This window comes from Microbacterium sp. SY138 (genome assembly GCF_039729145.1).
In the GTDB taxonomy this organism is placed as follows: Bacteria; Actinomycetota; Actinomycetes; order Actinomycetales; family Microbacteriaceae; genus Microbacterium; species Microbacterium maritypicum_A.
Genome location: NZ_CP155793.1, coordinates 2,873,154 through 2,898,164 on the forward strand (window position 1 = coordinate 2,873,154; position 25,011 = coordinate 2,898,164).

Genomic DNA, 25,011 nt, shown 5'->3' on the forward strand with positions numbered 1-25,011 from the left:
GGCTGGAAGCTGGCTGGGCCGTACAGTAAGGCGCGTGTCGCGGCGTGTCCGTCCGGATCAGGACCAGATGACCCTTTTCACTGCGAAATGCGGTCGGAGGGGGGCACCGTTGCGGCGTCGGGCGGCACCTGACCGCTGAGCCAGCGTGCGAGCACCCCTTGCGGCACATCTTCCTTCGTCAGGGCGAACGCATAGTGGTCGCGCCAGTCGCCGTCGATATGGATGTAACGACGACGCAGCCCCTCGTACCGGAACCCCAGCTTCTGCACGATGCGCAGACTCGCCGCGTTCTCCGGCCGGATGCAGATCTCCATGCGGTGCAGTCCGTACTCCGTGAAGCACGCGTCCGTGGCCATCGCCACGGCAGTCGGAGTGATCCCCCGGCCGGCGAACCGCTCGCTCACCCAGTACCCGATCGTGGCCGAGCACAGCGAGCCGCGGGACACTCCCCACACGTTGAGCTGTCCCGCGACCTCGCCGTCGTACTCCATGACGAACGGATAGCCCGAGCCGTCACGATACTGCTGGAGCAGGCGTCGGATGCTGAGCCTCATGTCGAACGACACCGAGCCGTAGGGGACGGTCGCCTCCCACGGCTGGAGCCACGACCTGTTGGCGAGCAGTTCATGCTGCAGCGGTCGCGCATCCTTCGCACGGACGAGCCGCAGTTCTATGGGTCCGTGTCGCATTCCCGTCGCCAGATCCATGCCGCACCGACGCCCGCAGAGTCGCCTAGAGGCGTTCCGCGAACTCCTTGAGCCAGGGACGCAGCTCGGGCCCGAGGTCATCGCGGTCCGCGGCGAGCTGCACGATCGCCTTGATGTAGTCGACGCGGTCGCCGGTGTCGTAACGGCGTCCACCGAAGACGACGCCGACCACGCCGGGGCCGTCGGGATCGGTCGCGAGCACCTGTAGCGCGTCGGTGAGCTGGATCTCTCCGCCCTTGCCCGGCTCGGTGTGCTCGAGGATGTCGAAAACCGACGCCGGGAGCACGTAGCGGCCGATGATGGCCAGGTTGGACGGCGCGTCTTCCTGCGCGGGCTTCTCGACGAGACCGGTCACCTGGACGGCGTCGGACCCCTCGAGCGGCTCGACGGCGGCCGCACCGTACATGTGGATGTTCGCGGGGTCGACCTCCATAAGCGCGATCACGGCCGCGCCCGAACGCTCGTGCTCGGCGATCATGTCGGTGAGGAGCGGGTCGCGCTCGTCGATGAGGTCGTCTCCGAGGAGCACGGCGAAAGAGCTGTCGCCGACGTGGGTGCGCGCACGCAGGACCGCGTGACCGAGCCCCTTCGGCTCGCCCTGGCGGACGAAGTGGATGTCGGCGAGATCGCTCGACTTCATCACGCGCTCGAGACGACCGGTATCGCCCTTCTCCATGAGCTTCACCTCGAGCTCCGGCACGGAGTCGAAGTGGTTGGAGATGGCGTTCTTGTTGCGGCCGATGATGACGAGGATGTCGTCGATGCCGGCGTTCGCCGCCTCTTCGACGACGTATTGGATCGCCGGCTTGTCGACGACGGGCAGCATCTCTTTGGGCATCGCCTTCGTCGCAGGGAGGAATCGCGTCCCCAGGCCTGCGGCGGGAATGACGGCTTTGATCTTGTGGTCAGCCATCTTGCCAGCCTAGTGGTGAGCGTCGACGTAGACTCGGAGCCATGTCGAACGACGTCGAACATGCGAAGCGTGCACTCCGCGCCGAACTCCGCGAACGACGCCAGCTCCTCTCCGACACGCAGCGCGACGCCGCGGCCACGGCCATCGGCGAACGCCTCGACGCCCTGATCGACGAGCTCGGCGCCCGCTCCATCTCGTGCTTCCTGTCCACCACCACCGAGCCGGGCACCCGTGAATTCGTGACCAGGGCCGTGCGGCGCGGCATCCGCGTGCTCCTCCCCGTCACTCGCGCCGATGGGCTGCTGGACTGGGCCGTGGCGACCGACGACGACGAGGTCAGCGAGGGGCTGTTCGGTCTGCCCGAGCCCACAGGCGAGGTGCTGGGCCCGATCGCCGTCAACGACGTCGATCTCATGATCGTCCCCGCTGCCGCGGTCGATCGCACCGGGATGCGCATGGGCTGGGGACGCGGCTACTTCGACAAGACCATCGGCTCGATGGAGAAGTGCCCGCCCGTCTATGCCGTGATCTATGATTCCGAGGTACTCGACGAACTTCCGCGCGAGGTACACGACCAGCCCGTGGATGGCGTCGTGACCCCGTCGCAGACCCTCACCCTGTCGCCGCGGCGACGCTGATCGCAAGGACCCCCATGCCCACCTACGCCTATGCCTGCACCTCGTGCGGACACAAGTTCGACGCCGTGCAGAGCTTCGCCGACGACGCTCTCACCGTGTGCCCCGAATGCGGTGGCGCGCTGCGCAAGCAGTACGGCTCGATCGGCGTGACCTTCAACGGCTCCGGCTTCTATCGCACGGACTCGCGCGCCAAATCCGGTGGATCGAAGGATGGTTCGGCATCATCGAAGACGGAATCGACGACGAGCGCCAAACCGGCGGCTGCGTCGACTCCGGCCTCTTCCTGAGGCCCCGATCTGTTGGGGGATCCCATGCTCAAAGGTTTCAAGGACTTCCTGCTCCGCGGCAACGTCATCGACCTGGCCGTCGCTGTCGTCATCGGTACGGCTTTCACCGCGATCGTCACGGCCGTCGTGAACAGCATCATCAACCCGCTCATCGCGCTCTTCCTGAAGGCGGATGCCGCCGGTCAGTTCGGCATCCCCGTGACGAACATCTACGGCGAGACCGTCACGTTCCCCATCGGCGAGCTGATCTCGGCGATCATCAGCTTCCTCGCCGTCGCCGCCGTCGTCTACTTCGTCTTCGTGCTGCCGATGAACACGTTCAAGGCCCGCGTCGAGGCCCGCAAGGGCACTCCGGCCGAGGAGCCCGAGGAGGAGCCGGCCGCCTCGACCGAGTCCGAGCTGCTCGTCGAGATCCGCGACCTGCTCAAGGCACAACGCGGAGCCTGACCGCCTCCGCTCGCACCCGAGACGCACGGTCCTCTTCGGAGGGCCGTGCGTTTCTGGTTCCGTTGCCCGGACGACCGGACACGGCGTTCAGCGACAGCACTGCCCCGTCATCCGGCGACTCCGTTCTTCCGGCGCCTCAGTAGTGCGGCGGCACATCCTGGATCAGCTGGTCGTCGTTCGGCCCCTTGGCGCCCTTCGGCCGCGACCGCGGAGGCACTTCGGCGGGGCCGGACTCCGGTGCCGGGTCGCTCCCCGGCACCGGGGTCAGGCGGGCACGCCGTGAACCGGTGACCCGCACCACGCGCTGGCGCGGCGTCGGGGTGTCGGACTGGTCAGTCATCGCGGGTGTCGACGATGTCGATCGGCTGCGTGTCGTTCTCCGCGCGCGGCGTCGACTCCGAGATGCCGAGAACCGCGGCGATCCGCGTCGCGGCGGTCACGGGGTCGCTGTAGAGATCGAAGGCGTGCACGCGCACATAGTGCCAGCCCAGACGACGCAGCACGTGCGGTCGCAGCCGCAGCGTCTCCCGCAGAGACTCACCCCGCGTCTCCGGATCGGACTCGATCACGACCGCCTTGCCGCCGTGCTGGGCCACCAGGGGCAGCAATCCGCGATAGTCGACGTCCACCGAGGCGCCCAGACGCCGCAACTCCCGCGCGAGGGCGAGGGTGAGAGGATCGGCAAGGTCTTCCAGGCGCGCGTCTCGGCTGCGGGCGGCCAGTCCGCCGAGGATCGACATCAGCGTCGCCGCTCCATGCTCCAGGCGTCCGTCGTCGAAGGAGGAGGGACGGATCGAGGAGACGAGCACCATCGAGCGGCGCGCGCGCGTCATCCCGACAGTGAGGAGTCGCTCTCCGTCGGGAGTGGAGAGATCGCCGAAGTCGCTCAGCACCCGACCGTGCTTGGTGAGTCCGAAGCCGAGCGAGAAGATGACGCGGTCACGGCTCTCGGCGACCGACTCCTCGAGCGTCAGCACCGCGAACGGCTCGACCGTGTCGCGTCCGACGAAGTCCGCGACGTCGGAGCGCCCGGCGAACGCCGAGGTGACGGCGGCCCGTACGCGCTCGGCATGGCGCGCGCTCGCGGTCACGACCATGAGCGATTCGGCAGGACGATGCACGGCGTGCTCGACCACGAGCGTCACGACCCTCGCTACTTCGGCGTCCGGACTCTCGACGGCGCCGGAGATCGGATCCGGTGTTCCCGTGCCGCCCTCCACGTAGTCGACCGTGAGGCTGCCGCGACCGAGATACGAGCCCGCCCAGGGAAGCGACACGATCTCGCCGCCGTAGAACGCGTCGTTGATGAGCTCCGCGAGGTCTTCGCCGCCCGCACGGTAGCTGCGGGTGAGCGTCATCACCGGCAGGAGCTCGGAGAGCCGCTCGAAGGCCGAGACGTCGTCGAACGGCACCTCGGCCTCCCACGACTCCTCCGGGTCCACCGCGATGCGGAACGGCGTGGGACGCTGCGTCACCGGGTCGCCGAACGCGACGATCTGGCGCGCGCGCCGGATCGCCGGGGCGGCCTCTGCGAGGTTGATCGCTGCGGCATCGACCAGGATCACCGTGTCGAACTCCACCGAGTCCGGAATCTCCGGCACCAGGTACGGCGACGAGATCCAGACCGGGGCGAGCACGTCGACGAGGGTGGGCGCGGCGCTGACGACCTGCGCGGTCGTGGTCGCCGACTGCGTCAGCGCACGGCGCAGGTGCTGCGACTGCTGCGGCTCGTCGACGATCGCGATCCGCCACTGGTTGGCCAGCTGCCAGGCGAGCAGCGGTCCGGCCATGGCGGCGTGCGCCTCATCGACCAGCCGGAAGTCGCGTTCGAGCCGATCGACGACTGCGGTGTTCGCGCCGAGGAGGGCGCGGTTGTCCTGCAACGCGCGCTCGAGGAGGGACTGCCACCACGCGAACTCGAGTTCTTCCCCCACCTGGGATTCGGAGACATGGCGCACGGAGAGCTCGGCGAGCAGGGGCTCCAGCCCGAGCAGAGCGAGTCGGTCGCGCAGCTGGGCGCGTTCGACGAGGTTCTCGAAGACATCGGACTTGGCGGCCAGTCCCGCGAGCGTGCGCACGAGTCGCGCCACCGGGAGCGACGCCAACGGCTCGCGCCGTCCGAGGGCGGCGTCGAGCTCGGCGAGCTCGGCCTCCACCCGCTGCCAGGCCACGTACACGTCGGCGAGACCGAGGGGGATCTCGGGCGCGACGCCCGCCTCGACGCACCGCTGCCACTGCGTGCGCTGCGCCTGGATGCGCAGCAGCGCCTCGTGCATCTCCGTGACGTGCACGCCCGGACGGACGTACTCCTTCGCGAGACGCCGCAGCCGACGTCTGTTCGCCCCGGACAGCCCCGGCGCGTCGCGGCGCGAACCGTGGGCCTGGATGAGCTCGCCCAGCGGCCGCTCGAACACCGTCGGGCTGAATCGGTCCAGCGAGTCGCGGATCCCCTGAAGCAGACGCAGGTACTCACCCAGTTCGTCGATGGTCGAGAACGGCCGCATGTGGGTCTGGGCGATCAGCTCGTAGCCGCGCTCGAGAAGGGCGGGAACGCTGTTCGCGTGCAGTCGACCGGCGAGCTCGTGGGCGGCACGAGCGGCCTCGGTGCTGGAGAAGGTGACGCCGTACCACGGCGAGTCGTTCGGGCCGAAGCGGAACTCCCCGAGACGGGCCGCCTGGGCGAGCGCCTCGGCGGCCTCGGTGCGATCGGCGGCGAGTCGACGCAGGGCATCGGGGCCGAGTCGAGCAGTGGTCGACGGCGGCACGGGCAGCGACGCCAGCCGTGTCAGCTGACGGGTGGCGTCGAGCACCGAGGCGTCCAGGCCGGCGACGGGTGCGCTGAGCGCCTGACGGTAGTCGCGCAGGACGGTCCGCAGACGCACGAGTGCATCGTCGACCTCGCTGACCTTGGGCGCCGTGGCCTTCTCATTGCGTCCGATGGCCCTGACCAGATCGCGCCGCACGCTCGCCGGCGAGATCGCCAGGCTGTCGAGGCCGATCCCGGCGAGTCGGTGACGCACCCCGTCCAAGGTGGAGCGCCGCGCGGAGACGACGAGCACGCGCTTGCCGCCGCGCACCAGTTCACCCAGCGCGTTGATCACGGTCTGGGTCCCCCCGGTTCCGGGAAGGGTCGCGACGGTGAGGGAATGCCCTGCCGCGATACGGGCCAGCACTGCTTCCTGCTCCGCGTCCGCATCCAGGAGGAGGTTGTCCGAGGCCGGTGCGCGATCATCCGGGCCGATGTGATGCGGGATGGCTCGCGGAGCGGTGACGCGCTCGCGGTCTCCCACGTGACCGGCCAGGGCGTTCAGCACCGGATGATCGAGGCTACCCCCGTCGCGGGACATCAGTCCTGACACATCGGCGAACGTCGAGACCACCAGACGCGGTTCGACCGAGAACGTGTCGATCGAACGCGTCATCGCGCGCAGACTGTCGATCACGGGTTGCGGCTTGAAGATGCCGCCGTCGTAGGCCAACGAGGCGAGCGCGGTGGCATCGATCGTGAGGCCGAAGTGGTCGCGAGCGATCCGCACGAGTTCGGGATTCACCTCGAAGGTGCCCTGCAGCTTCAACTCGAAATCGGAGTGGTGGCGGCGGATCGCCAGCGGACGCAGCAGCACGGGGGCCGCGAAACCCGCTCCCCCGATGCGCCACCGGGCGACTCCGACGGCGAGGTGCACGGCTTCGATGCCGCGGACGGTACGGAGCTCGGTGTTCTTCGCGGTGATGCGCTCCGCGGCGAGCCGAGCTGTCCGCAGCCCGACCTCGTCGCGGAAGAGATTCGAGAGGAGAGTCGACTTGCCGGTGATGAACTGCGGCAAGCTCCCCGGGTGCGCCTTGGAGATATCGATGCCCGACTCCGGGCTGTCACGGAAGCTCACGAGCGGCGAAGGGCCACCGAGATCGGCTGCCTCGGCCCTCAGACGCGTCCGCTCGGCCTCTGCGGCGTGTGCGATGTCGAGGCCTGTCGTGGTTCCGTGCAGATCGCTGATCGACACAGCAGCATCCACCGCTGTGTCGTCCGCAGACTTGTCTTCACGTCGCCACACACTGACACCCTAGGCGTGCGACCTGCGGAGACGGGGTATCCCAGGCGGGTTTCCGCCGAATTTCCGGCGATTCTGCGCTGCGTAGGGGGTGGCGCACTTCTCCTGCCCGATGTGAACCCGGGTCGCGTTCTCCACTCGGAACGTCAAGCATGCGATTCCGCGTCGAGCCGAGCGGACAGGATGGGGGCATGACGTTCCGCTACGACTTCGCCCCGACGCCGTTCGGGGATGCTCTCGCGGTGTTCTCCGACGAGGGCATCGTGCGATTCGACCTCTCCGAGTCCGAGGACCCGCGCGTGCCCTGGCTGCTCGAAGGCGTGTCCCATCAGTTGAGAGCAGTGCCAGAGCCCGACCCCGGAGCCGCCGACGAACTCGCTCATCTCCTGTCCGACTACTTCGACGGCGAGCCGGTGCGTTTCGACAAGCACATCCGCCTCGACTGGCGGCTCGTCGACGGGTTCGCCCTCGCCGCGCTGCAGACCATCTGCAGCATCGAGTGGGGCCAGACCATGAGCTACGGGGAGGTGGCGATCCTCGCGGGTCACCCCGGGGCTGCGCGCGCCGTCGGCACCGCGTGCCGCATCACCCCCTTCTCGATCATCGTGCCGGTGCATCGGGTGGTGCGCTCCGACGGCAGCGCAGGGCAGTACGGAGCGCACCCCGAACGCAAGCGGTTCCTGCTCGACCTCGAGGCGCACTGAGGTCGGCAGGCCACGTCGTGGACCCGGCGAGTAGGCCGCCGGGTCCACACGCTTCCCCTGGGAGCCGATGGATCCGACGCCGTCCGCGACGACGACGGTGACGATGACACGGGTGATATCGTCGACGCTACGAAACGGGGAACAGCGTCACCCCGGAAGTAGGTAGTCGTGTCCTCACCCGTCACCCGCGAATCCGAGGCGGATCTCGTCGCGAACGCCGTGCGCGAGCTCGCCAGGCGGACGCGCTTCCCCGTCGCGTTCGGCGGTCTCATCGAAGAAGGCGTCGTGAGCGTCACGAGCATCGTCGGTGCGCGCACGCGGTCGCTGGACGGGCTCCGGGTGCGACCCGAGCGCGGGCTCGGCGGGCGGGCCATGATGGAGCTCCGCCCCCGGATGACGAGCGACTACGGGTCGTCACAGCAGATCACGCACGACTACGACGTGTTCGTCCTCGGCGAGGGCCTGCGCACCCTTCTCGCGCTGCCGATCGTGGTCCACGGCCGTTCCCGCGGAGTGCTGTACGCCGGCGGATGGGATGAGGAGCGGGTGGGCGGTGTGACCACGGCACCCGCCATGCAGGTCGCGCAGGCCGTCGCCGATGAGCTGCGCATCCGCGACGAGGTGCAGCGCCGTCTGCAGGAGACCACGCGCGGCGACGAGGTCGTGGCGCCGGCACAGCGCGAGGAGCTGAGGCAGAGCTTCGCAGAGCTGCGGAGCATCGCCGCCTCCGTGGAAGACGCGGATGTCCGCGACCGGATCGCGCAGGTCGAACGACGCCTCATGACCCTCGCCGGCGACATCGCATCACCCGCGACGAGCCCCATCCCCACCGTCCACCTGTCTCCGCGAGAGACCGATGTGCTCGCATGCGCGGCTCTCGGTTCGACGAATGCCGAGATCGCCGCGCAGCTCGGTCTGCGCGAGGGGACCGTCAAGGCCTACCTCGGCACGGCGATGTCGAAACTCGACGCCTCGACTCGTCATGCCGCCGTGGCGAGGGCTCGCCGCGCCGGACTTCTCCCCTGACCACACAGAATTGATTTATTGCGTATTGCGCGTCACATTACCGCGGCTCGCTATTCGCAACTTGTCGCATTTCCTCGGAGCGAGTAAGGTCGCGATCATGGCGAGAAGAATTGTGCATCAGCTGGTCGACGACATCGATGGCAGCGTCCTGGAAGTGGGCGAAGGCGAGACGGTGCATTTCTCGCTCAACGGCACGGCATACGAGATCGATCTGAATGCCGCGCATGCGGATGAATTGCGTTCGGCATTGGCGCCTTATGTGGCAGCAGGCCGAAAGGCCGGCTCGTCGAATTCTCCGCGCGCGACATCGACTCGCAAGCGACCTGCACGAAACCCTGAGGTCGCGGCCATCCGCGCGTGGGCGAACGAGAACGGACACAAGCTCTCCGAGCGTGGCCGCATTCCCGCGCAGATCGTCGACGCGTACAACGCGGCGCACTGATCGCAGACCGAGATCGTCGAGTTCCCCTGCTGAAGCGGGGGAACTTTACGCCCCTTCCTGCACCCAGGCTTCGTCGCGGAGCGTGATCTCCTCCGTCATATCCGTGAGGAATCGGATCACGGTTTCCCTTTCAGCGGGACTCAGGCGGGCGGCAGAATAGAAGCGCTTCGCCTGCTGACGCCCGACCGTCTCCATCGCTGCACGTCGCGTCTCCGCGGTGATGGAGATCTGCAGTGCCCTGCGGTCGGTGGGGTGGGGGGCACGCGTGATGTGCCCTCCCTGCTCCAGGCGATCGAGGAGCTTCGTGGTCGCCGCGGTCGAGACACCGAGGTGGTGCGCGATTCCCCCCGGTGTCGCCACCAGGTTCCGGTTCGCGCACACGATCAGATAGTGCAACGCACGCATGTCCGTCTCATTCAGACGCATGTATCGACGTGACGCCTGGGACAGCGCCTGCTCGGCTTCGCGCAGTCCGGCGAGCGACTCCATCACCCGGGCGATCTGCTTCAACTCCTCCGGCGGAACACCGCTGCGATCGATCAGGACGCTGCGGGGATCACTTGCCTCGACGTCGTAGATCGCCGAGTGGACGAGCCCGTCAGGCGTATCCGCGGACGTTCGCGATCCGCCGTCGCCGACGGGGAGCGAATCCTGCGCGCCCGCGTGCGGGCTGGTGCCGGGCTCCGTGGTCATGCGATCATGTTACACACCAACAGTTTCATGCTAAGTTGACTACTCACCAAGTTAGCTAAATATGAACGCTCGAGATCTGGGAGATGCCATGGACGATGTGACCCTCCTCGCCGAAGACGGGACAGCTCTCGGCACGCTCCCGAAGAGCGAAGTCCACACGAGAGACACTCCCCTGCATCTCGCCTTCTCCTGCTATGTCCTCGACAGGGAGGGGCGGCTGCTCCTCACTCGTCGAGCGCTCGCGAAGAAGACGTGGCCGGGCGTCTGGACGAACAGCTTCTGCGGTCATCCACGACCGGACGAGACGATGGACGAGGCCGTGCGCCGACATGGCGTCGGCGAGCTCGGCATCCACCTCACCGAGATCCGCATGGCACTCCCCGACTACCGCTATCGCGCGGTGGATGCGAGTGGCATCGTCGAGAACGAGATCTGCCCCGTGCACGTCACGATCCTCGACGGCGACCCGGCCGCCAATCCCGATGAGGTGTCGGAATGGATCTGGGTCGAAGTCGATTCGCTGATCGAGGCTGTCACGCATGCACCCTTCGCGTTCAGCCCCTGGCTCGTGGAGCAGCTGCCGCAGCTGCGACAACTCGGCGAGGTGTGACGCATGAGCGTGACGACGACCGAGGAATCGCTCGCGACGCGGATCGAGGAGGCGCTGCGTCATCGATTCTCCGAGAGGAGCGCCGCCGCAGAGCGGTACGGGAACGAGTTCGTGGGGCTGTGGCGGGCCGCGGAGGAGCACGCCCTCGGCGGAAAGCTCATCCGCCCCCGGCTCCTCCTGGATCTGACGCACGCGTTGGCCCCCGCTCCCCTGACCGCCGATGAGACGCGCACGGCCATCGATGTCGCGGCCCATGTCGAGCTTCTCCACTTCGCCTTCCTGCTGCACGACGATGTCATCGACGGCGATCTGATGCGACGACGGCGTCCCAATCTGATCGGTGCGCTCGTCGCCGAGCACGCGGCGCGACCGACCGAAGCCGCCCTGCACTGGGCCCGATCGAGCGCGATCCTGCTCGGAGACCTGCTCCTGTCTTCGGCGGTGCTGGGCTTCGCCCGAGCGGACGTGATGCCCGAAGCCCGCGATCGTCTGCTCGGCCTGCTCGAACAGACCATCTTCGAGACGGTGGCCGGCGAGCACGCCGACGTCGCCCTCAGCGACGGCATCATCGCCCCCGATCTGCGCACGATCCTCTCCACGAGCGCATACAAGACGTCGACATACTCCTTCGTGCTCCCGCTGCGCGCTGCGGCGGTGCTCGCCGCCTCGTCGGCTGCGACCGAGGAGTATCTCGCCATGATCGGGTTGCACCTCGGCCTCGCCTATCAGCTGCAGGATGACCTGCTCTCCGTGTTCGGAGACCCGGAAGAGCACGGCAAGGACCCGTTCTCGGATCTACGCGAAGGCAAGGAGACCGCGATCATCGCCTACGCCCGCATGACGAGCCAGTGGGACGACATCGAACTGCACTTCGGAAGACCGGATCTCAGCCCGACCGACGGTGCCGCTGCCCGTGATCGACTGCGCGAATGCGGCTCGGAGACCTTCGTCCGAGGCTTGGTGCAGGAGCACCTCGATGCCACGGACGCCGCACTCCTCGAAGCGGAAGCCGATGGTCTGCCCCCGGCGGCCGGACAGGTACTGCGCACCCTCGCCTCCCGAGTCGGAAGTCGCAGTCGATGAACGCGGACGCGGCTGATCGTCGGGACAGCACCGCCCTCCGGCGCTTCAACCGCACGGCGGAGATCGCGACGACCGATGTCATCCGCAGCTATTCGACGTCGTTCGGACTCGCGACCCGTCTTCTCGGACGCCGTCATCGCCAGCACGTCCGCAACATCTACGCGATGGTGCGCATCGCCGATGAGATCGTCGACGGCGTCGCCGCCGAAGCTGGTCTGGACGTGACCGCGCAATCCGCCGCGCTCGACTCCTACATCGCGGAGACGCATCGTTCGATGCGCAGCGGCTACAGCAGCGATCTCATCCTGCATGCGTTCGCGCGGACCGCGCGCGAGTGCGGGATCGGCGAGGACCTGACGCAGCCGTTCTTCGACTCGATGCGCGCAGACATCGACGAAGACGCCGGCTTCGCCGCCTATGACGTCGAAGCCCACGCGGCGTACGTCTACGGCTCCGCCGAAGTCGTCGGTCTCATGTGCCTGCGGGTGTTCCTCCGGGATACCGAACGTGCGCCCGAAGACCTCGCGACGCTGCGGCACGGCGCCCGTCAGCTCGGTGCGGCCTTCCAGAACGTGAACTTCCTGCGCGACCTCGCCGATGACACCGACCGCCTGCACCGCGGCTACCTCGGCGGCGCTGCGCGTCTGACCGATGCTGACCGGGACGCATGGGTGCAGACCGTGTTCCGGCAACTGGCCGACGCGCGTGACGCTATCCCCCTGCTGCCGAAGGACGCCCGCGCGGCGGTGCGCAGCGCCCTGGCTCTGTTCGCCGCTCTGACCCGCCGTGTGGCGCAGACCCCCGCCGACGTCCTCTACCGACGCCGGGTACGCGTTCCGGATCCGATCAAAGCCGCTCTCGCCGCGCGGTCCGTGTTCGTCACAGCGATGGAGCGGGACCGATGAGCCGGGTTGTGGTGATCGGTGCCGGAGTCGCCGGTCTCGCGACCGCGGGACTGCTCGCCCGGGACGGGCACGAGGTCGTGATCCTCGAGAAGAACGATCGCGTCGGCGGCCGCGCCGGGACGATCGAACGCGACGGCTTCCGTTTCGACTCCGGGCCGTCCTGGTATCTGATGCCCGAGGTCTTCGACCACTTCTTCGAGATGATGGGCACCACGACCGATGCGCAGCTCGATCTCATCCCCCTCGATCCGGGATACCGGGTGTTCCGCGACCCGGATGCGGTCGGTGGCGGATCCGGTCCCGTGACCGTCCCCGCAGGACGCGATCAGGTCACTGGACTCTTCGAAGCGCTGGAGCCCGGCTCCACGGCGACGCTGGACGCCTACCTCGACTCCGCGCAGCATGCCGGAGCGATGGCGCAGAAGTACTTCCTCTACAACCCCTTCACACGCATGCGTTCGCTCCTCGCCCCCGAGGTCCTCCGAGCACTGCCGCGCCTCTCCGCCCTGCTCGGAACACGCCTGCAGTCCTTCGCGGCCCGGCGCTTCACGCACCCCGTGGTCCGACAGATCCTGGGCTATCCCGCAGTGTTCCTCGGCACCGACCCGCGAAGCGCGCCGGCGATGTACCACCTGATGAGCGCCCTCGATCTCGACCAGGGAGTCAGCTATCCGCAGGGCGGCTTCTGGCGGGTGATCGAGCGGATCGAGGCGCTGGCGCGCGACGCGGGGGTCCGCATCGAGACCGGGGCGGAAGTCACCGGAATCCGCACCCAGGACGGCGGCGACGGTACCTACGTGACCGGCGTGGGCTGGGTCGACGCCTCCGGCTCCACGCACACGGAGAGCGCCGATGTGGTGGTCTCGGCAGCCGATCTGCACCACACGGAGACGGCGTTGCTTCCCCCCTCGCTGCAGACCTACCCCGAGTCGTGGTGGGCACGGCGCACCAGCGGACCGGGCGGAATCCTCGTGATGCTCGGGGTTCGCGGCACACTCCCCGAGCTGCCGCACCACTCCCTGTTCTTCACCGACGACTGGGACGCGAACTTCGATGCGATCTTCGGTGCCACGCCGACCGTTCCCGAGCCGGCATCGATCTACGTGTGCCGGCCGAGCGCAACGGATCCCGACGTGGCCCCTGCCGGCAGCGAGAACCTATTCGTGCTGATCCCGGTCCCGGCGGACGTCGATCTCGGACACGGCGGACCCGACGGAGCGGGATCGCCCGAGATCGAGCGCGCCGCGGATGCGGCAATCGATCAGATCGCGGCGTGGGCGGGGATCCCCGACCTCCGCGAACGCATCGTCGTGCGCGAGACGACCGGTCCCGCAGACTTCCGCGACGACTATCACTCCTGGCGCGGAGGAATGCTGGGGCCGGCGCACATCCTCTCGCAGAGCGCGATGTTCCGCGCGCAGAACACTTCTCGGCGCGTGCAGGGCCTCTTCTACGCCGGGGCCACCACCGCGCCCGGCGTCGGTGTCCCGATGTGCCTGATCAGTGCGGAGATCGTCCTCAAGCGCGTCCGCGGCGACCACTCCCCCGGCCCGCTCCCCGTTCCCGGCTCTTCCGCTGCCATGACGGAGGCGCCCTGATGGGCGTCGTGTATCTGGCGGCCCTCCTCCTGTCGCTGAGCTGCATGCTGCTGCTGGATTGGCGGTTCCGCCTCTTCTTCTGGCGCGACGCGGTGTCGGCCGCGGCCGTCACGGCCGTCGGCCTCGTCTTCTTCCTGCTCTGGGACGTGGCGGGCATCGCCAACGGAATCTTCTTCCGGGGCGAGGGCGCGATCGCGTCGGGTCTGCTCCTGGCCCCCGAGCTTCCCATCGAGGAACCCGTGTTCCTGGTGTTCCTCGTGGTGTGCACCATGGTGATCTACACCGGATCCGCCCGGGTCATCTCCCGACGCCGAGCGCGGCGGCGCGACGAGGCGGAGGCATCATGACCTACCTCCAGCTCTCCGCCTGCTTCGTGGCTGTCGCCACGTTGGGCGGAATCGGGCTCGCGCTCGCCTCCCGCACGCGCGGCCCGCGCCCGCTCGCCGTGCTGCTGACCGTGGTCATGCTGTTCGTGCTCACCGCGGCGTTCGATACCGCGATGATCGCGAGCGGCCTGTTCCACTATGCGCAGGACCCGCTGCTCGGCGTGCACGTCGGCCTGGCTCCGATCGAGGACTTCGCCTATCCGCTCGCGGGGGCGCTGCTCCTCCCGGCCCTGTGGACCGCAATGCGTGCCCGGCGGCGGGCGCACGATCGTCGACCGATCGATGAGGAGACTTCACGATGAGCACCGCCGCAGCTCCGCCGAGCAGCATCGGACGAGACATCGCCCAGATCATCCTGTCGTCGCGTCCGATCAGCTGGATCAACACCGCCTTCCCCTTCGCCGCCGCCTACCTCCTCAGCACCCGCGAGATCGATCTGACATTCGTGATCGGCACGCTGTACTTCCTGATCCCCTACAACCTCGCGATGTACGGGATCAACGATGTCTTCGACTACGCCTCCGATCTGGCGAACCCGCGCAAGGGCGGCATCGAAGGGGCTCTCCTCGCCCCTCGCATCCATCGAGCGACGCTGTGGACGGCCGCGGCGACCAACATCCCTTTCCTGGTCTACCTCGTCGTGGTGGGAAACCCGGCGTCGTGGCTCTGGCTGACGGTCAGCGTGTTCGCGGTCATCGCCTACTCCGCGCCTGTCCTCCGATTCAAGGAGCGCCCGTTCCTGGATTCCGTCACCTCCAGTACGCACTTCGTGAGCCCCGCCATCGTCGGGCTCGCCCTGGCCGAGGCGCCCGTGACCGTCGGCGCGGCGATCACGCTCGGCGCCTTCTTCCTGTGGGGCATGGCCGCCCACGCCTTCGGAGCTGTGCAGGACATCGGCCCTGACCGGGAAGCCGGGATCTCGTCTATCGCGACGGTCATCGGCGCACGCGCGACGGTGCGACTGTCGGTGTCGCTGTGGGTGATCGCGGGGGCGGCGATGCTGCTGACCCCCTGGCCGGGCACGCTCGCCGCCGCCCTCGCGCTGCCCTACATCGTCAACGCGGCGCCGTGGTGGAACGTGACCGACGAGACCTCCGCCTCCACGAACCGCGCCTGGCGACGTTTCATCGCCCTGAACTACTTCGCCGGCTTCCTCGCGACGATGATCCTCATCCTCGCCTGGATCTCCTGACCCCCACCTCCGCCCGAAAGGAACCCGATGTCCCGCCCCGATGCCACGCCGACCCCGCCCGCGAGGGAGCGTTCACGACGACACTCCTGGGCGCGGATCTTCCTCCCTGTGGCGCTGATCCTCGTCTGGCTGGTGGGTGCCTCACTCGGAGGGCCCCTGTTCGGCAAGGTCGACGAGGTGTCCTCCAACGAGCAGACGACCTACCTCCCCGAATCGGCGGATGCCACCCAGGTGCAGAAGCTTCTCGGGGAGTTCAACGACAGCGACTCCATCCCGGCGATCGCCGTGTTCACGTCCGACGACGCGCTCACGGCGTCGGAGATCGACGCGATCTCCGACGCCGTCGCGAATGCGCCGAAGGTGGAAGGCGTCGGCGACGAGGTCTCTCCGGCGCTCCCCTCCGATGACGGGCAGGCGGTGCAGGCGTTCATCCCGATCGACGCCGATGCCGAGCTCGCGGACGTGACGACGGCTCTCGGCGAGGAACTGCGCGACGCGGTCCCCGACGGGGTCACCGTGTACATCACAGGACCCGCTGGCTTCAGCGCCGACCTGGTGGCCGGTTTCGCCGGCATCGACGGGCTGCTCCTCGGCGTCGCCCTCCTCGCGGTCCTCGTCATCCTGGTGCTGGTCTACCGATCGTTCCTCCTGCCACTCGTCGTGCTGTCGACGAGCCTGTTCGCCCTCTGCGTCGCTCTGCTCGTGGTGTGGCGGCTGGCGAAGTTCGAGGTGCTGCTGCTCAGCGGTCAGACACAGGGGATCCTCTTCATCCTCGTGATCGGCGCCGCCACCGATTACGCGCTGCTGTTCGTCGCGCGTTTCCGAGAGGAACTGCGCGTCGCGCAGGACAAGGGAACGGCGGTCATGGCGGCATGGAAGGGCTCGGTCGAACCGATCGTCGCGTCGGGCGGCACCGTGATCGCCGGACTCCTCTGTCTGCTGCTCAGCGATCTGAAGTCGAACAGCACCCTGGGGCCGGTCGCGGCGATCGGCATCGTGTTCGCGATGCTCTCGGCTCTCACCCTGTTGCCGTCGCTGCTGCTGCTCTTCGGCCGCGCGGTGTTCTGGCCGCGACGCCCCCGCTTCGAACCGGAGGTCGTCGCGGCCGAGCACGGTATGCGCACGACGGGCCTGTGGGCACGTCTCGCCGGCCTCATCAAGCGCCGTCCACGGGTGATCTGGATCGTGACGACGCTCGTGCTCCTGGCTGGGGCGGCGGGCATCACCCAGCTCGACGCCGATGGCGTGCCGCAGTCCGACCTGGTGCTCGGCGCGTCGGAGGCCCGCGACGGACAGGTCGCGCTCGGCGAGCACTTCCCCGGTGGATCCGGAAGCCCCGTATACGTGGTGGTGAAGGAGGATCGGCTGCAGGATGCGGCTGACGTCCTGCTCGCGAACGACGGTGTCGACGGGGTCTCCGTGACGGCCGCCGACTCGCCCAGCGGCAGCGCCCCCGTCACCGAGGACGGCATCTCGGCGATCGGAGCACCCGGCACGCCCGCACCCGAGCCGACGACGGTCGACGGAGAGGTGCTCCTGCAGGGCACCCTGACCGATGCCGCCGACTCCGCCGCCGCCGCGTCGACCGTGCGCGAGCTGCGTGGCGAACTCGACGGCATGGGCGCGCTCGTAGGCGGTGTCACGGCCACGTCGATCGACACGAACGATGCATCGATCCACGACCGGAACCTCATCATCCCGGTGATCCTCGTGGTGATCATGTTCATCCTGATGCTGCTGCTGCGGTCGATCCTCGCGCCGGTGCTGCTGATCCTCACGACGGTGCTTTCCTTCGGCACGGCGATGGGGGTCTCCGCCCTCGTCTTCAACGGGATCTTCGCGTTCCCTGGCGCCGACCCCGCGGTTCCGCTCTTCGGGTTCGTGTTCCTCGTCGCGCTCGGCATCGACTACAACATCTTCCTCATGACGCGCGTCCGTGAGGAATCGAAGGCGCACGGGACTCGGGAGGGCATCCTGCGTGGGCTCTCGATCACGGGCGGGGTGATCACCTCGGCGGGTCTCGTCCTCGCCGCGACCTTCGCCGCACTGTCGGTGATCCCGATCCTCTTCCTCGTGCAGCTGGCCTTCATCGTGGCCTTCGGCGTGCTCCTCGACACCTTCGTCGTCCGCTCGCTGCTGGTTCCCGCCCTGACCTACGACATCGGCAAAGCCATCTGGTGGCCGTCGAAGCTGTGGCGGCGCGGAGAGGACTGAGACGTGGCGGCGTGCATCCGGTCGCTTAGACTGGGTGCACGCCCTCGTAGCTCAGGGGATAGAGCAGCCCTCTCCTAAAGGGCAGGTCGCAGGTTCGAATCCTGTCGCGGGCACGACGTCGAAGAGGGGCCATCCGAAGGGTGGCCCCTCTTCGACGTCTCAGGCGGCGAGCGCCAGGTAGGGCTCCCACCGTGGATCGCTGCGTTCGGTCCCCCGCACCGTCCAGGCGGTGCCGTGCGGAGGACGCGGAGTGAAGCGCAACTGCCAGCGCATCTCCTGCGGTGTGCGATCGCTCTTGACGTTGTTGCAGCGGAGGCAGCAGGCGACGAGGTTCTCCCAGGAGTCCGCTCCCCCGCGCGAACGCGGCAGCACGTGATCGATCGTCGACGCCGCCTTGCCGCAGTAACCGCAGCGGTGGTTATCGCGGCGCAGCACACCGCGACGCGTGACCGGCACGCGCCTGCTCGTCGGAACCCGCACATAACGCGCCAGGATGATGACCGCCGGGCGATCGTAGACGCCGTGGGTGCCCCAGACGGGGTCTTCCTCCACGCGTTCGATCACGGTCGCCTTGTCGTTCATCACCAGCACCAGGGCTCGTTTGAACGACACGATCGCGAGCGGTTCGTATCCGGCATTCAGGACCAGTGTGCGCATTCGTCATCCTCTCGATCCGCCGGGACGGCTTCCCGGCACTCTCGACTCACACGAGGTCGTGCAGGAGGCAGATCGAACGCGGGGACGAAAAAAGGCGCCGTCTAAAGACAGCGCCTTTCGCGCACGGCAACGCCGTGGCATCCCTGCGGGCTATGCAGAAGGACGTGACGACCGAGGGCATCCATGGTTCGGATGGTCGGTATTCGCTCCATCAGCCTCTCCCACCTGTACGACAACGGGATCAGGCTAACCCATCCCCCTGGGTGCAGGGCGAAACGGCGGATGAATGGAAGGAGGCGTGTCCGGAAATCAGCCGGCGTTGACGGAGAGCCAGGACATCGGCTCGACGAGTCCGCCGTTGATCCAGACCTCGAAGTGGAGGTGGTTCGCGGTCGAGCGACCGGTGCTGCCGACGTAGCCGATCAGCTGTCCGGCGGAGACCGTCTGGCCGACCTGTACCTGACGCGAACCATAGAGCATGTGGCCGTACGTGGTCTGCAGACGCTGACCACCCACGACGCTGTCGAGCATCACGGCCACGCCGTAGCCGCCGATGCTCTCGGCGGAGGCGCGGACCACACCGGCGGCAGCCGCGTAGATCGGGGTGCCGGCCGGGGCGAGCATGTCGGCACCGTTGTGCCCACCGCCCACGGTACGGCTGACGTTCCACGATCCCATCGGAAGCGGATAGCGCACCTCACCCGATCCCGGCGACGTGAGCGCGTAGCCCGCGGTGTTGAAGCGGGAGGAAGTCGATGCGGTGGAAGCGGCAGCGGCAGCGGCACGGGCGGCAGCAGCCTCTTCTGCCTTCTTCTTCGCGATCTCCTCGGGAGTCGTCGCACTGAACGTGCCGCGAGCGAGCGGCGCCGCGGTGGCCTGGGAGGCGACGACGAGCGACTGTGCGTCGACGGCAGCAAGCTGCTGCACGGTCGTCGGCGCAGCCTCGCTCGGCTTCGACGAGGCGAAAGCGGGCAGGGCGATGCCGGCGACGAGTGCGCCGACGGCCCCGAAGATGGCGATGGATCGGAGTGGCTTGACGGCCTTGCGAGCACTCACCCTCGCGCCGGTGCGGCGGGCGGGTACGCGGTCTTCAGATGTCTTCTTCGCGGGCGGTTCGATGTCTGCGGCCAAAACTTGGTCCTCCTGGGCCCTCACGCTGTTCGGGTCAGCGCTGGCTCGTCGGCACTCTGCTCTCGTGGCACGAATGTAGCTCGGGTACTTTGTGCGTTCCTGCCGTGAAGACGACGAGCCTGGAAGGCGATCTTCGCGGGTTCATCTCCAGCGGGCTTCTTCGCTGGCGACTTGATCGAGGTTACCGGAAGATAACGATCATGTCACCCTGGGAAACTGGCAATCCTCGCAGAAGCCCGCGACCCCCCGTCTGCGTGGCGGTGTCGCACCCGGATTCCTCGCGGGATCAGGCCGGTTCGCCCACCAGGAAGATGTGCGATGCCAGCTCCACCGGGAGCTCGAGGCCGTCTTCCTTGCCGTCCATCTGGATGAGCACGTAACCCTCGCTGAAGCGGAAGTCGCCGTGCGCTCCGGGAACGACTCCCGCATCGCGCAGCTGCTCGAGAAGCTCGGGATCGACCTGCGCGGGCTCGGCGAGACGACGGACCGTGCCCTCGACCGGTTCCCCCGCCGCATTGAGACGCTGGACGAGACCGATGACCCCCTCGTCGAAGGTGCGCGCCGGCACGTCGCCGAGCTGGTCGAGACCGGGGATCGGGTTGCCGTACGGCGATTCCGTCGGGTGTCCGAGCAGCTCTACCAGGCGACGTTCCACCTGCTCGCTCATCACGTGCTCCCACCGGCAGGCCTCTTCATGCACGAACGCCCAGTCGAGTCCGATCACATCGGAGAGCAGACGCTCGGCGAGACGGTGCTTGCGCATCACGTCGACCGCCTTGCGACGGCCGGCGTCGGTGAGCTCGAGCGTGCGGTCTTCCGAGACGATGACGAGCCCGTCGCGCTCCATCCGACCGACGGTCTGCGACACGGTCGGCCCCGAGTGGCCGAGGCGCTCGGAGATGCGCGCGCGCAGCGGCACGATGTTCTCCTCCTCGAGTTCGAGGATGGTGCGGAGGTACATCTCCGTGGTGTCGATCAGGTCGGTCATGTGCAGGCCCTCCGAGGTTCTTAGGCAAGCCTACATTCCCGGACCGACATCGGACTCGCTGCGGTCCGGAGACATGCCGGGCGCCCCCTAGAATCGACGCATGGCGATCGAGATTCCCCGTGACCTCCTGCCCATCGACGGCCGCTTCGGCTGCGGTCCCTCGAAGGTGCGCCCTGCGCAGCTCGAGGCGCTGGTCACGTCGGGAGCCTCGATCCTGGGGACATCCCATCGACAGGCGCCCGTGAAGAACCTCGTCGGCAGCATCCGCGAGCAGCTCGCCGCTCTGTTCCGCATTCCCGAGGGATACGAGATCATCCTGGGCAACGGCGGATCGACGGCCTTCTGGGACGCTGCGGCCTTCGGCCTCATCGAGCAGCGCAGCCAGAACCTCGTCTTCGGCGAGTTCGGCGGGAAGTTCGCCGCTTCCGCAGGCGCCCCCTGGCTCGAGGCGCCCGATGTGCGCAAGGCCGAGCCCGGTTCGCTCACCGTCGCCGAGGTCGTGGAGGGCGTGGATGTGTACGCCTGGCCGCACAACGAGACCTCGACCGGCGTCGCCGCTCCGATCCAGCGCATCGCCGCCGACGGCGCCCTGACCGTCATCGATGCGACGAGTGCCGCGGGAGGCATCGACTTCGACGCCGCTCAGGCCGACGTGTACTACTTCGCGCCGCAGAAGAACCTCGGCTCCGACGGCGGCCTGTGGTTCGCCGCGGTCTCGCCGGCTGCCGTCGAGCGCATCGAGCGCATCGCGGCATCGGGTCGCTACATCCCGGAGTTCCTGAGCCTGAAGAACGCGGTCGACAACTCGCGCCTCAACCAGACGCTGAACACCCCCGCGCTCACGACCCTGCACCTCCTCGACAACCAGCTCCGCTGGATCCTCGACAACGGCGGGCTCGGCTGGGCGGCCGCACGCACCTCCGAGTCGTCTTCGGTTCTGTACGACTGGGCCGAGGCGTCTTCGGTCGCCACGCCCTTCGTCACGGACGCGTCGCACCGCTCCCCCGTGGTCGCGACGATCGACTTCGACGACAGCATCGACGCCGCGGCGATCGCCAAGGCCCTCCGCGCCAACGGCATCGTCGACACGGAGCCGTATCGGAAGCTCGGGCGCAACCAGCTGCGGGTGGCGACGTTCGTCTCGATCGAGCCGGATGACGTGCGCCAACTGACCCGATCGATCGAGTATGTCCTGGAGAACCTGGGCGCCTGAGCGCCCGGCGTCACTCCTCCTCGTCGACCTCGCCGGCGTCCTCATCGAGGGCGTCGGCGTCGTCGTCGGACTCTTCTTCTTCCGACTCTTCGTCTTCCGACTCTTCGTCGTCGGCGGCGCCCTCATCGAGTTCGTCGATATCGACGCCGTCCAGGTCGCCGGCGTGCAGGATGTCGGCCTCACCGTCGTCATCGTCATCGTCATCGTCATCGTCGAGGTCGTCGTCCTCGAGGACACCGTCCTCGTCGGCGTCGAGCGCTACCTCGCCGACCGCGTCGCCCCCGGCGGCGGCGGCCGCCTCGGCGAGTTCGACCTGATGCGCGCGGTACTCGGCGAGACGCTCGGCCCACGGCACCCACTCCGGGGCCAGGAGAGCGCCGTCACCGGGAAGGAGCTCGACCTCGAGTACCGTCGGTTCCTCGCCTTCGACGCGAGCGACGGTCACCGTCCAGTACCACCCCGGGTAGCCGGCGAGCCGGTTCTCGAAGCGCAGCGACACCGACCCGTCGTCCTCGGCGAGATATCCGGCGGCGGGGCCGACGGTGGACGCCGGAGTGATCTCGGCCAGCGCGGCCAGCGCGAGATCATGGGCGTCGAGGAGACGCGCGTCGGCGTCAGGCTTCGAGGTCATCAGCGACCTTGCGCAGGACGGCCGCGATCTTGCGACCCTGAGCGGAGGAGGGGTAGCGTCCACGGCGCAGATCCCCGCCGATGCCGTCGAGGAGCTTCACGAGGTCCTCGACGATGATGGCCATGTCGTCAGCCGGCTTGCGCTTGGCCTTCGAGAGGCTGGGCGGCGCTTCGAGCACACGTACCGACAGCGCCTGCAGCCCGCGCTTGCCGTCGGCCACGCCGAACTCCACGCGCGCACCGGCCTTCACCGCGGTGCCGGCAGGCATCGCGGAGGCGTGCAGGAAGACGTCCTGGCCGTCATCGCTGGCGATGAAGCCGAAACCCTTGTCTTCGTCGTAGAACCTGACCTTGCCGGTGGGCATGGGAGAACCTCGCTGAGATCGATATGCAGAACAGTGGACGCGCTCGTGCGCGTGTCCCCAGCCTACCGGTCGCGGCGCGCGCAGAGCAGAAGCCTCAGTGCGAGTAGGCTGATGCGGATGAGCACGCAGAACTCGGAACCGGAGGTTCCCATCCGCCGGCTGGATCGCATCCTGGCGTTCACCGCGCTCGGAATCGCCGCCGCGTCAGTGGTGTGCTTCTTCGCGATCATCATCGGCACGGCGCTCGGGATGGGGCAGGCCGCATTCGGCGAGGGTATCTGGCCCGTGATCGCCGCGATCCCCTATTGGGGACTGCCGGTGGCGTTCCTCATGATCATCACGCTCCTGACGATGAGCTTCATCCGGAAGGGCCGCGCGTCGTCGCGTTCCTGAGGCCACGCCCATGAGCACTCACGCGCGACCGCTGGCCGATTGGCTGGCGGCGGCGCGCGACGAAGACCTCCTCCGCCTCTTCGCGGCACGGGCCGTGCGCGCCGACGCCCCGTGGCACGACTTCTTCGACGCCGCCGAGGCACTGCTCGATCCGGCGTCGCTGTCGCGTGTCCTGCCCGCGCTCACGGCATCCGAAGCGCGCGCGTTGCTCGACGCCGCGTCCGGCGGCGAAGCCGGGCGGGACCGGGAACAGCTGACGGCGCTCGCACTGCTCCGCCCGGACGGCACCCCCTATCCACCGGTCGTGACCGCGATCGCCGGGCGCTCGATCCCCCTCCCGCCCGCCGCGGCACCGGCGTCTCCGTCCTCGGAGACCGCCGCGGCGCACGCGGCGGAGCGGGCCTTCACGACAGTGGCCGTCCTCGCCGACCTGCTCCTGATCGCGAGGGAGAGCCCCTTCGCCCTCCTCACCGGCGGCGGCGTCAGCGCGGGTGAGAAGCGCCAGCTGGCGGAGGCCGGCGTCCCCACCGAGATCGTCGACACCCTCGCCGCGATCGCCCTCCAGGCCGGGCTCGCCGTGTCCGCGGACCGGCGGCTGCGATCGAGCCAGTCCGCAGAGGAATGGCTGCGTTCGTCGGCAGCGGACCGATGGGCTGTCTTGGTCACCGCATTCCGGGACGCCCTTCCCCGTGGTGTCCGTTCCGCAGGCGGCGGATGGGTTCCTCCGGAGGCCTGGCCGTTCGCCCACCCCTGGGATCCCACCTGGGCCGAGCGTGCGCACGTCCTGCAGGATGCGGCCGCGCTCCTCGGCCTGATCGCCGAAGACGGCACCGAACCCGCATGGGCGGTGAGCCTGCGACGCGGAGGCGACGCGGAGGCCGAGGCTCTCGCGCGACTGCTGCCGGCCGAGGTCGATCGCATCTTCCTGCAGAACGACCTGACCGCGATCGCACCGGGTCCGCTGCAGCCGGCGCTGGATGTGCGGCTGCGCACGATCGCCGCCCGTGAGTCCGCGGCCCAGGCGTCGTCGTACCGTTTCACCTCCGAGTCCGTGGCGCACGCGTTCGTCGCCGGCGAGACCGAGGCGTCGATCCTCGATTTCCTCACCTCCGTCTCCCTCACGGGAATCCCGCAGCCCCTCGGCTACCTGATCGCGCAGACAGCGCAGCGTCACGGATTGGTCCGCGTCTCGACGGACGACGAGACCGGCCGCACGCGGATCGAGAGCTCCGACGCTCACCTCATCCAGGCGATGGCGGTGGACCAGTCGCTGCGTCCGCTGGCCCTGTCGGCGCATCTCGATTCCCTGACCACACGCGTCGGACGCGACACGGTGTACTGGGCTCTCACGGACGCGCGGTACCCCGCGACGCTCGTCGGCCCCGACGGATCCCTCCTGGTGCGGGAGCGCCACCCCGCTCCCCCTGCCCCCGCTCCGAGCGGAGACTCCACAGACCTCATGCCGCTGATCACGCGGCTCCGGTCCCACCAGGGGCCCGATGCCGACGCCGCGTGGCTCGACCGCGAGCTCGAAGCGGCCGTGCGGGCGAAGTCGGTCCTCGAAGTCACGGTGGGGATGCCGGACGGGTCCACCCGACAGCTCCTCCTGGAAGCGACCGGGATGGGCGGTGGCCGACTCCGCGGGCGCGACCGTGCAGCCGATGTCGAACGGACACTTCCCGTGTCGAGCATCCTCACAGCGACGATCGTCGCGTCATAGGCCTCGCACCCCGCACGACC

At 68.4% G+C, this 25,011-nt stretch carries 26 protein-coding genes, 1 tRNA gene and 1 pseudogene; 18 read left to right on the top strand and 10 right to left on the bottom strand.

The window, feature by feature from the left end; genetic code table 11:
* Positions 1 to 77: 77 nt before the first annotated feature.
* The gene (locus tag ABDC25_RS13670; protein WP_021199986.1) at positions 78 to 689 is read right to left on the bottom strand and encodes a GNAT family protein; all 612 of its coding nucleotides are present in this window, start codon (positions 687 to 689) and stop codon (positions 78 to 80) included.
* Positions 690 to 732: 43 nt separating this feature from the next.
* Complete coding sequence (gene galU, locus ABDC25_RS13675; RefSeq protein WP_021199987.1) at positions 733 to 1,620, bottom strand: UTP--glucose-1-phosphate uridylyltransferase GalU; 888 nt, start codon at positions 1,618 to 1,620, stop codon at positions 733 to 735.
* A gap of 41 nt (positions 1,621 to 1,661) precedes the next feature.
* On the opposite strand from galU, the gene ABDC25_RS13680 reads away from it, so the two are divergent.
* From ABDC25_RS13680 to mscL, 3 genes are read left to right on the top strand one after another with little or no spacing between them, the layout of a single operon-like run.
* Positions 1,662 to 2,258 carry a 5-formyltetrahydrofolate cyclo-ligase gene (locus ABDC25_RS13680; RefSeq protein WP_021199988.1) on the top strand — a complete coding sequence of 199 codons (597 nt, stop codon included), beginning with the start codon at positions 1,662 to 1,664 and terminating at the stop codon, positions 2,256 to 2,258.
* A 14-nt stretch (positions 2,259 to 2,272) separates the two neighbouring features.
* Positions 2,273 to 2,545, top strand: coding sequence for an FmdB family zinc ribbon protein (locus ABDC25_RS13685; protein WP_021199989.1), 273 nt, complete (start codon positions 2,273 to 2,275; stop codon positions 2,543 to 2,545).
* Positions 2,546 to 2,569: 24 nt separating this feature from the next.
* Positions 2,570 to 2,992: a large conductance mechanosensitive channel protein MscL gene (mscL, locus tag ABDC25_RS13690; protein WP_021199990.1), complete on the top strand. Its 423-nt coding sequence runs from the start codon at positions 2,570 to 2,572 to the stop codon at positions 2,990 to 2,992.
* Positions 2,993 to 3,128: 136 nt separating this feature from the next.
* Here mscL and ABDC25_RS13695 read toward each other — a convergent pair whose 3' ends face one another.
* Complete coding sequence (locus tag ABDC25_RS13695; protein WP_021199991.1) at positions 3,129 to 3,332, bottom strand: hypothetical protein; 204 nt, start codon at positions 3,330 to 3,332, stop codon at positions 3,129 to 3,131.
* Positions 3,325 to 6,993: an ATP-binding protein gene (locus ABDC25_RS13700; RefSeq protein WP_021199992.1), complete on the bottom strand. Its 3,669-nt coding sequence runs from the start codon at positions 6,991 to 6,993 to the stop codon at positions 3,325 to 3,327. Before ABDC25_RS13700 ends, ABDC25_RS13695 begins: the two co-directional genes overlap by 8 nt.
* 239 nt (positions 6,994 to 7,232) lie before the next feature.
* On the opposite strand from ABDC25_RS13700, the gene ABDC25_RS13705 reads away from it, so the two are divergent.
* The 3 genes from ABDC25_RS13705 to ABDC25_RS13715 all read left to right on the top strand — a co-directional run bounded on the left by ABDC25_RS13705 (position 7,233) and on the right by ABDC25_RS13715 (position 9,213).
* Positions 7,233 to 7,745 (top strand): methylated-DNA--[protein]-cysteine S-methyltransferase, encoded by a 513-nt coding sequence (locus tag ABDC25_RS13705; protein ID WP_347123206.1) that lies wholly within the window; start codon positions 7,233 to 7,235, stop codon positions 7,743 to 7,745.
* 168 nt (positions 7,746 to 7,913) lie between these two features.
* Positions 7,914 to 8,771 carry a LuxR C-terminal-related transcriptional regulator gene (locus ABDC25_RS13710; RefSeq protein ID WP_021199994.1) on the top strand — a complete coding sequence of 286 codons (858 nt, stop codon included), beginning with the start codon at positions 7,914 to 7,916 and terminating at the stop codon, positions 8,769 to 8,771.
* 97 nt (positions 8,772 to 8,868) lie between these two features.
* Complete coding sequence (locus tag ABDC25_RS13715; protein ID WP_029258653.1) at positions 8,869 to 9,213, top strand: Lsr2 family protein; 345 nt, start codon at positions 8,869 to 8,871, stop codon at positions 9,211 to 9,213.
* Between the two features lie 45 nt (positions 9,214 to 9,258).
* Here the strand turns inward: ABDC25_RS13715 and ABDC25_RS13720 are convergent, their stop codons facing one another.
* On the bottom strand, positions 9,259 to 9,906 hold the full coding sequence (locus ABDC25_RS13720; protein ID WP_347123208.1) for a MarR family transcriptional regulator: 648 nt from the start codon (positions 9,904 to 9,906) through the stop codon (positions 9,259 to 9,261).
* Positions 9,907 to 9,994: 88 nt separating this feature from the next.
* Here ABDC25_RS13720 and idi point away from each other — a divergent pair, with 88 nt between their 5' ends.
* From idi to ABDC25_RS13765, 9 genes and pseudogenes are all read left to right on the top strand, one after another.
* Positions 9,995 to 10,516, top strand: coding sequence for an isopentenyl-diphosphate Delta-isomerase (gene idi, locus ABDC25_RS13725; protein WP_029258655.1), 522 nt, complete (start codon positions 9,995 to 9,997; stop codon positions 10,514 to 10,516).
* A 3-nt stretch (positions 10,517 to 10,519) separates the two neighbouring features.
* Positions 10,520 to 11,599 carry a polyprenyl synthetase family protein gene (locus tag ABDC25_RS13730; RefSeq protein WP_029258656.1) on the top strand — a complete coding sequence of 360 codons (1,080 nt, stop codon included), beginning with the start codon at positions 10,520 to 10,522 and terminating at the stop codon, positions 11,597 to 11,599.
* The gene (locus tag ABDC25_RS13735) at positions 11,596 to 12,504 is read left to right on the top strand and encodes a squalene/phytoene synthase family protein (protein ID WP_167255757.1); all 909 of its coding nucleotides are present in this window, start codon (positions 11,596 to 11,598) and stop codon (positions 12,502 to 12,504) included. The genes ABDC25_RS13730 and ABDC25_RS13735 overlap by 4 nt, the downstream gene beginning before the upstream one ends.
* Positions 12,450 to 14,102, top strand: a pseudogene (gene crtI / locus ABDC25_RS13740) (phytoene desaturase family protein); the annotation flags it as partial. The gene ABDC25_RS13735 and the pseudogene crtI, both read left to right, overlap by 55 nt.
* Entirely contained in the window at positions 14,102 to 14,449 is a 348-nt protein-coding gene (locus tag ABDC25_RS13745; RefSeq protein WP_347123211.1) for a lycopene cyclase domain-containing protein, read from the top strand. The pseudogene crtI and the gene ABDC25_RS13745, both read left to right, overlap by 1 nt.
* Positions 14,446 to 14,790 carry a lycopene cyclase domain-containing protein gene (locus tag ABDC25_RS13750; RefSeq protein ID WP_347123213.1) on the top strand — a complete coding sequence of 115 codons (345 nt, stop codon included), beginning with the start codon at positions 14,446 to 14,448 and terminating at the stop codon, positions 14,788 to 14,790. The genes ABDC25_RS13745 and ABDC25_RS13750 overlap by 4 nt, the downstream gene beginning before the upstream one ends.
* The gene (locus tag ABDC25_RS13755; RefSeq protein ID WP_021200003.1) at positions 14,787 to 15,680 is read left to right on the top strand and encodes a prenyltransferase; all 894 of its coding nucleotides are present in this window, start codon (positions 14,787 to 14,789) and stop codon (positions 15,678 to 15,680) included. Before ABDC25_RS13750 ends, ABDC25_RS13755 begins: the two co-directional genes overlap by 4 nt.
* A 27-nt stretch (positions 15,681 to 15,707) precedes the next feature.
* Positions 15,708 to 17,894, top strand: a complete 2,187-nt coding sequence (locus ABDC25_RS13760; RefSeq protein WP_347123215.1) for an MMPL family transporter — start codon at positions 15,708 to 15,710, stop codon at positions 17,892 to 17,894.
* A 40-nt stretch (positions 17,895 to 17,934) separates the two neighbouring features.
* Positions 17,935 to 18,007, top strand: a tRNA-Arg gene (locus ABDC25_RS13765).
* Between the two features lie 46 nt (positions 18,008 to 18,053).
* On the opposite strand, the gene ABDC25_RS13770 is transcribed toward ABDC25_RS13765, so the two are convergent.
* The 3 genes from ABDC25_RS13770 to ABDC25_RS13780 form a co-directional block, all read right to left on the bottom strand.
* Positions 18,054 to 18,551, bottom strand: a complete 498-nt coding sequence (locus tag ABDC25_RS13770) for an HNH endonuclease (protein ID WP_029258662.1) — start codon at positions 18,549 to 18,551, stop codon at positions 18,054 to 18,056.
* Between the two features lie 309 nt (positions 18,552 to 18,860).
* Positions 18,861 to 19,607 carry a M23 family metallopeptidase gene (locus ABDC25_RS13775; protein WP_036271506.1) on the bottom strand — a complete coding sequence of 249 codons (747 nt, stop codon included), beginning with the start codon at positions 19,605 to 19,607 and terminating at the stop codon, positions 18,861 to 18,863.
* Between the two features lie 361 nt (positions 19,608 to 19,968).
* Positions 19,969 to 20,670, bottom strand: a complete 702-nt coding sequence (locus ABDC25_RS13780; RefSeq protein WP_021200007.1) for a metal-dependent transcriptional regulator — start codon at positions 20,668 to 20,670, stop codon at positions 19,969 to 19,971.
* A gap of 100 nt (positions 20,671 to 20,770) precedes the next feature.
* Here ABDC25_RS13780 and serC point away from each other — a divergent pair, with 100 nt between their 5' ends.
* Complete coding sequence (gene serC, locus ABDC25_RS13785; protein WP_029258663.1) at positions 20,771 to 21,883, top strand: phosphoserine transaminase; 1,113 nt, start codon at positions 20,771 to 20,773, stop codon at positions 21,881 to 21,883.
* Positions 21,884 to 21,893: 10 nt separating this feature from the next.
* Here the strand turns inward: serC and ABDC25_RS13790 are convergent, their stop codons facing one another.
* Positions 21,894 to 22,514, bottom strand: a complete 621-nt coding sequence (locus ABDC25_RS13790) for a DUF3027 domain-containing protein (RefSeq protein WP_347123218.1) — start codon at positions 22,512 to 22,514, stop codon at positions 21,894 to 21,896.
* Positions 22,498 to 22,878 (bottom strand): cold shock domain-containing protein, encoded by a 381-nt coding sequence (locus tag ABDC25_RS13795; protein ID WP_021200010.1) that lies wholly within the window; start codon positions 22,876 to 22,878, stop codon positions 22,498 to 22,500. Before ABDC25_RS13795 ends, ABDC25_RS13790 begins: the two co-directional genes overlap by 17 nt.
* Before the next feature lie 117 nt (positions 22,879 to 22,995).
* Here ABDC25_RS13795 and ABDC25_RS13800 point away from each other — a divergent pair, with 117 nt between their 5' ends.
* Together ABDC25_RS13800 and ABDC25_RS13805 are read left to right on the top strand one after the other, a co-directional pair.
* Positions 22,996 to 23,271, top strand: a complete 276-nt coding sequence (locus ABDC25_RS13800) for a hypothetical protein (protein ID WP_021200011.1) — start codon at positions 22,996 to 22,998, stop codon at positions 23,269 to 23,271.
* Between the two features lie 10 nt (positions 23,272 to 23,281).
* Complete coding sequence (locus tag ABDC25_RS13805; protein ID WP_167255751.1) at positions 23,282 to 24,991, top strand: helicase-associated domain-containing protein; 1,710 nt, start codon at positions 23,282 to 23,284, stop codon at positions 24,989 to 24,991.
* Positions 24,992 to 25,011: the final 20 nt, after the last annotated feature.

Bases quoted from the DNA above. Each gene is read 5' to 3' on its own strand.
- ABDC25_RS13800 (WP_021200011.1), top strand. From the start codon at position 22,996: ATGAGCACGCAGAACTCGGAACCGGAGGTTCCCATCCGCCGGCTGGAT.
- ABDC25_RS13770 (WP_029258662.1), bottom strand. From the start codon at position 18,551: ATGCGCACACTGGTCCTGAATGCCGGATACGAACCGCTCGCGATCGTG.
- ABDC25_RS13780 (WP_021200007.1), bottom strand. From the start codon at position 20,670: ATGACCGACCTGATCGACACCACGGAGATGTACCTCCGCACCATCCTC.
- ABDC25_RS13715 (WP_029258653.1), top strand. From the start codon at position 8,869: ATGGCGAGAAGAATTGTGCATCAGCTGGTCGACGACATCGATGGCAGC.
- galU (WP_021199987.1), bottom strand. From the start codon at position 1,620: ATGGCTGACCACAAGATCAAAGCCGTCATTCCCGCCGCAGGCCTGGGG.
- ABDC25_RS13805 (WP_167255751.1), top strand. From the start codon at position 23,282: ATGAGCACTCACGCGCGACCGCTGGCCGATTGGCTGGCGGCGGCGCGC.
- mscL (WP_021199990.1), top strand. From the start codon at position 2,570: ATGCTCAAAGGTTTCAAGGACTTCCTGCTCCGCGGCAACGTCATCGAC.
- ABDC25_RS13750 (WP_347123213.1), top strand. From the start codon at position 14,446: ATGACCTACCTCCAGCTCTCCGCCTGCTTCGTGGCTGTCGCCACGTTG.
- ABDC25_RS13685 (WP_021199989.1), top strand. From the start codon at position 2,273: ATGCCCACCTACGCCTATGCCTGCACCTCGTGCGGACACAAGTTCGAC.
- ABDC25_RS13745 (WP_347123211.1), top strand. From the start codon at position 14,102: ATGGGCGTCGTGTATCTGGCGGCCCTCCTCCTGTCGCTGAGCTGCATG.
- ABDC25_RS13670 (WP_021199986.1), bottom strand. From the start codon at position 689: ATGCGACACGGACCCATAGAACTGCGGCTCGTCCGTGCGAAGGATGCG.
- ABDC25_RS13730 (WP_029258656.1), top strand. From the start codon at position 10,520: ATGAGCGTGACGACGACCGAGGAATCGCTCGCGACGCGGATCGAGGAG.
- ABDC25_RS13735 (WP_167255757.1), top strand. From the start codon at position 11,596: ATGAACGCGGACGCGGCTGATCGTCGGGACAGCACCGCCCTCCGGCGC.
- idi (WP_029258655.1), top strand. From the start codon at position 9,995: ATGGACGATGTGACCCTCCTCGCCGAAGACGGGACAGCTCTCGGCACG.
- ABDC25_RS13720 (WP_347123208.1), bottom strand. From the start codon at position 9,906: ATGACCACGGAGCCCGGCACCAGCCCGCACGCGGGCGCGCAGGATTCG.
- ABDC25_RS13705 (WP_347123206.1), top strand. From the start codon at position 7,233: ATGACGTTCCGCTACGACTTCGCCCCGACGCCGTTCGGGGATGCTCTC.
- ABDC25_RS13695 (WP_021199991.1), bottom strand. From the start codon at position 3,332: ATGACTGACCAGTCCGACACCCCGACGCCGCGCCAGCGCGTGGTGCGG.
- ABDC25_RS13755 (WP_021200003.1), top strand. From the start codon at position 14,787: ATGAGCACCGCCGCAGCTCCGCCGAGCAGCATCGGACGAGACATCGCC.
- ABDC25_RS13760 (WP_347123215.1), top strand. From the start codon at position 15,708: ATGTCCCGCCCCGATGCCACGCCGACCCCGCCCGCGAGGGAGCGTTCA.
- ABDC25_RS13795 (WP_021200010.1), bottom strand. From the start codon at position 22,878: ATGCCCACCGGCAAGGTCAGGTTCTACGACGAAGACAAGGGTTTCGGC.
- serC (WP_029258663.1), top strand. From the start codon at position 20,771: ATGGCGATCGAGATTCCCCGTGACCTCCTGCCCATCGACGGCCGCTTC.
- ABDC25_RS13790 (WP_347123218.1), bottom strand. From the start codon at position 22,514: ATGACCTCGAAGCCTGACGCCGACGCGCGTCTCCTCGACGCCCATGAT.
- ABDC25_RS13680 (WP_021199988.1), top strand. From the start codon at position 1,662: ATGTCGAACGACGTCGAACATGCGAAGCGTGCACTCCGCGCCGAACTC.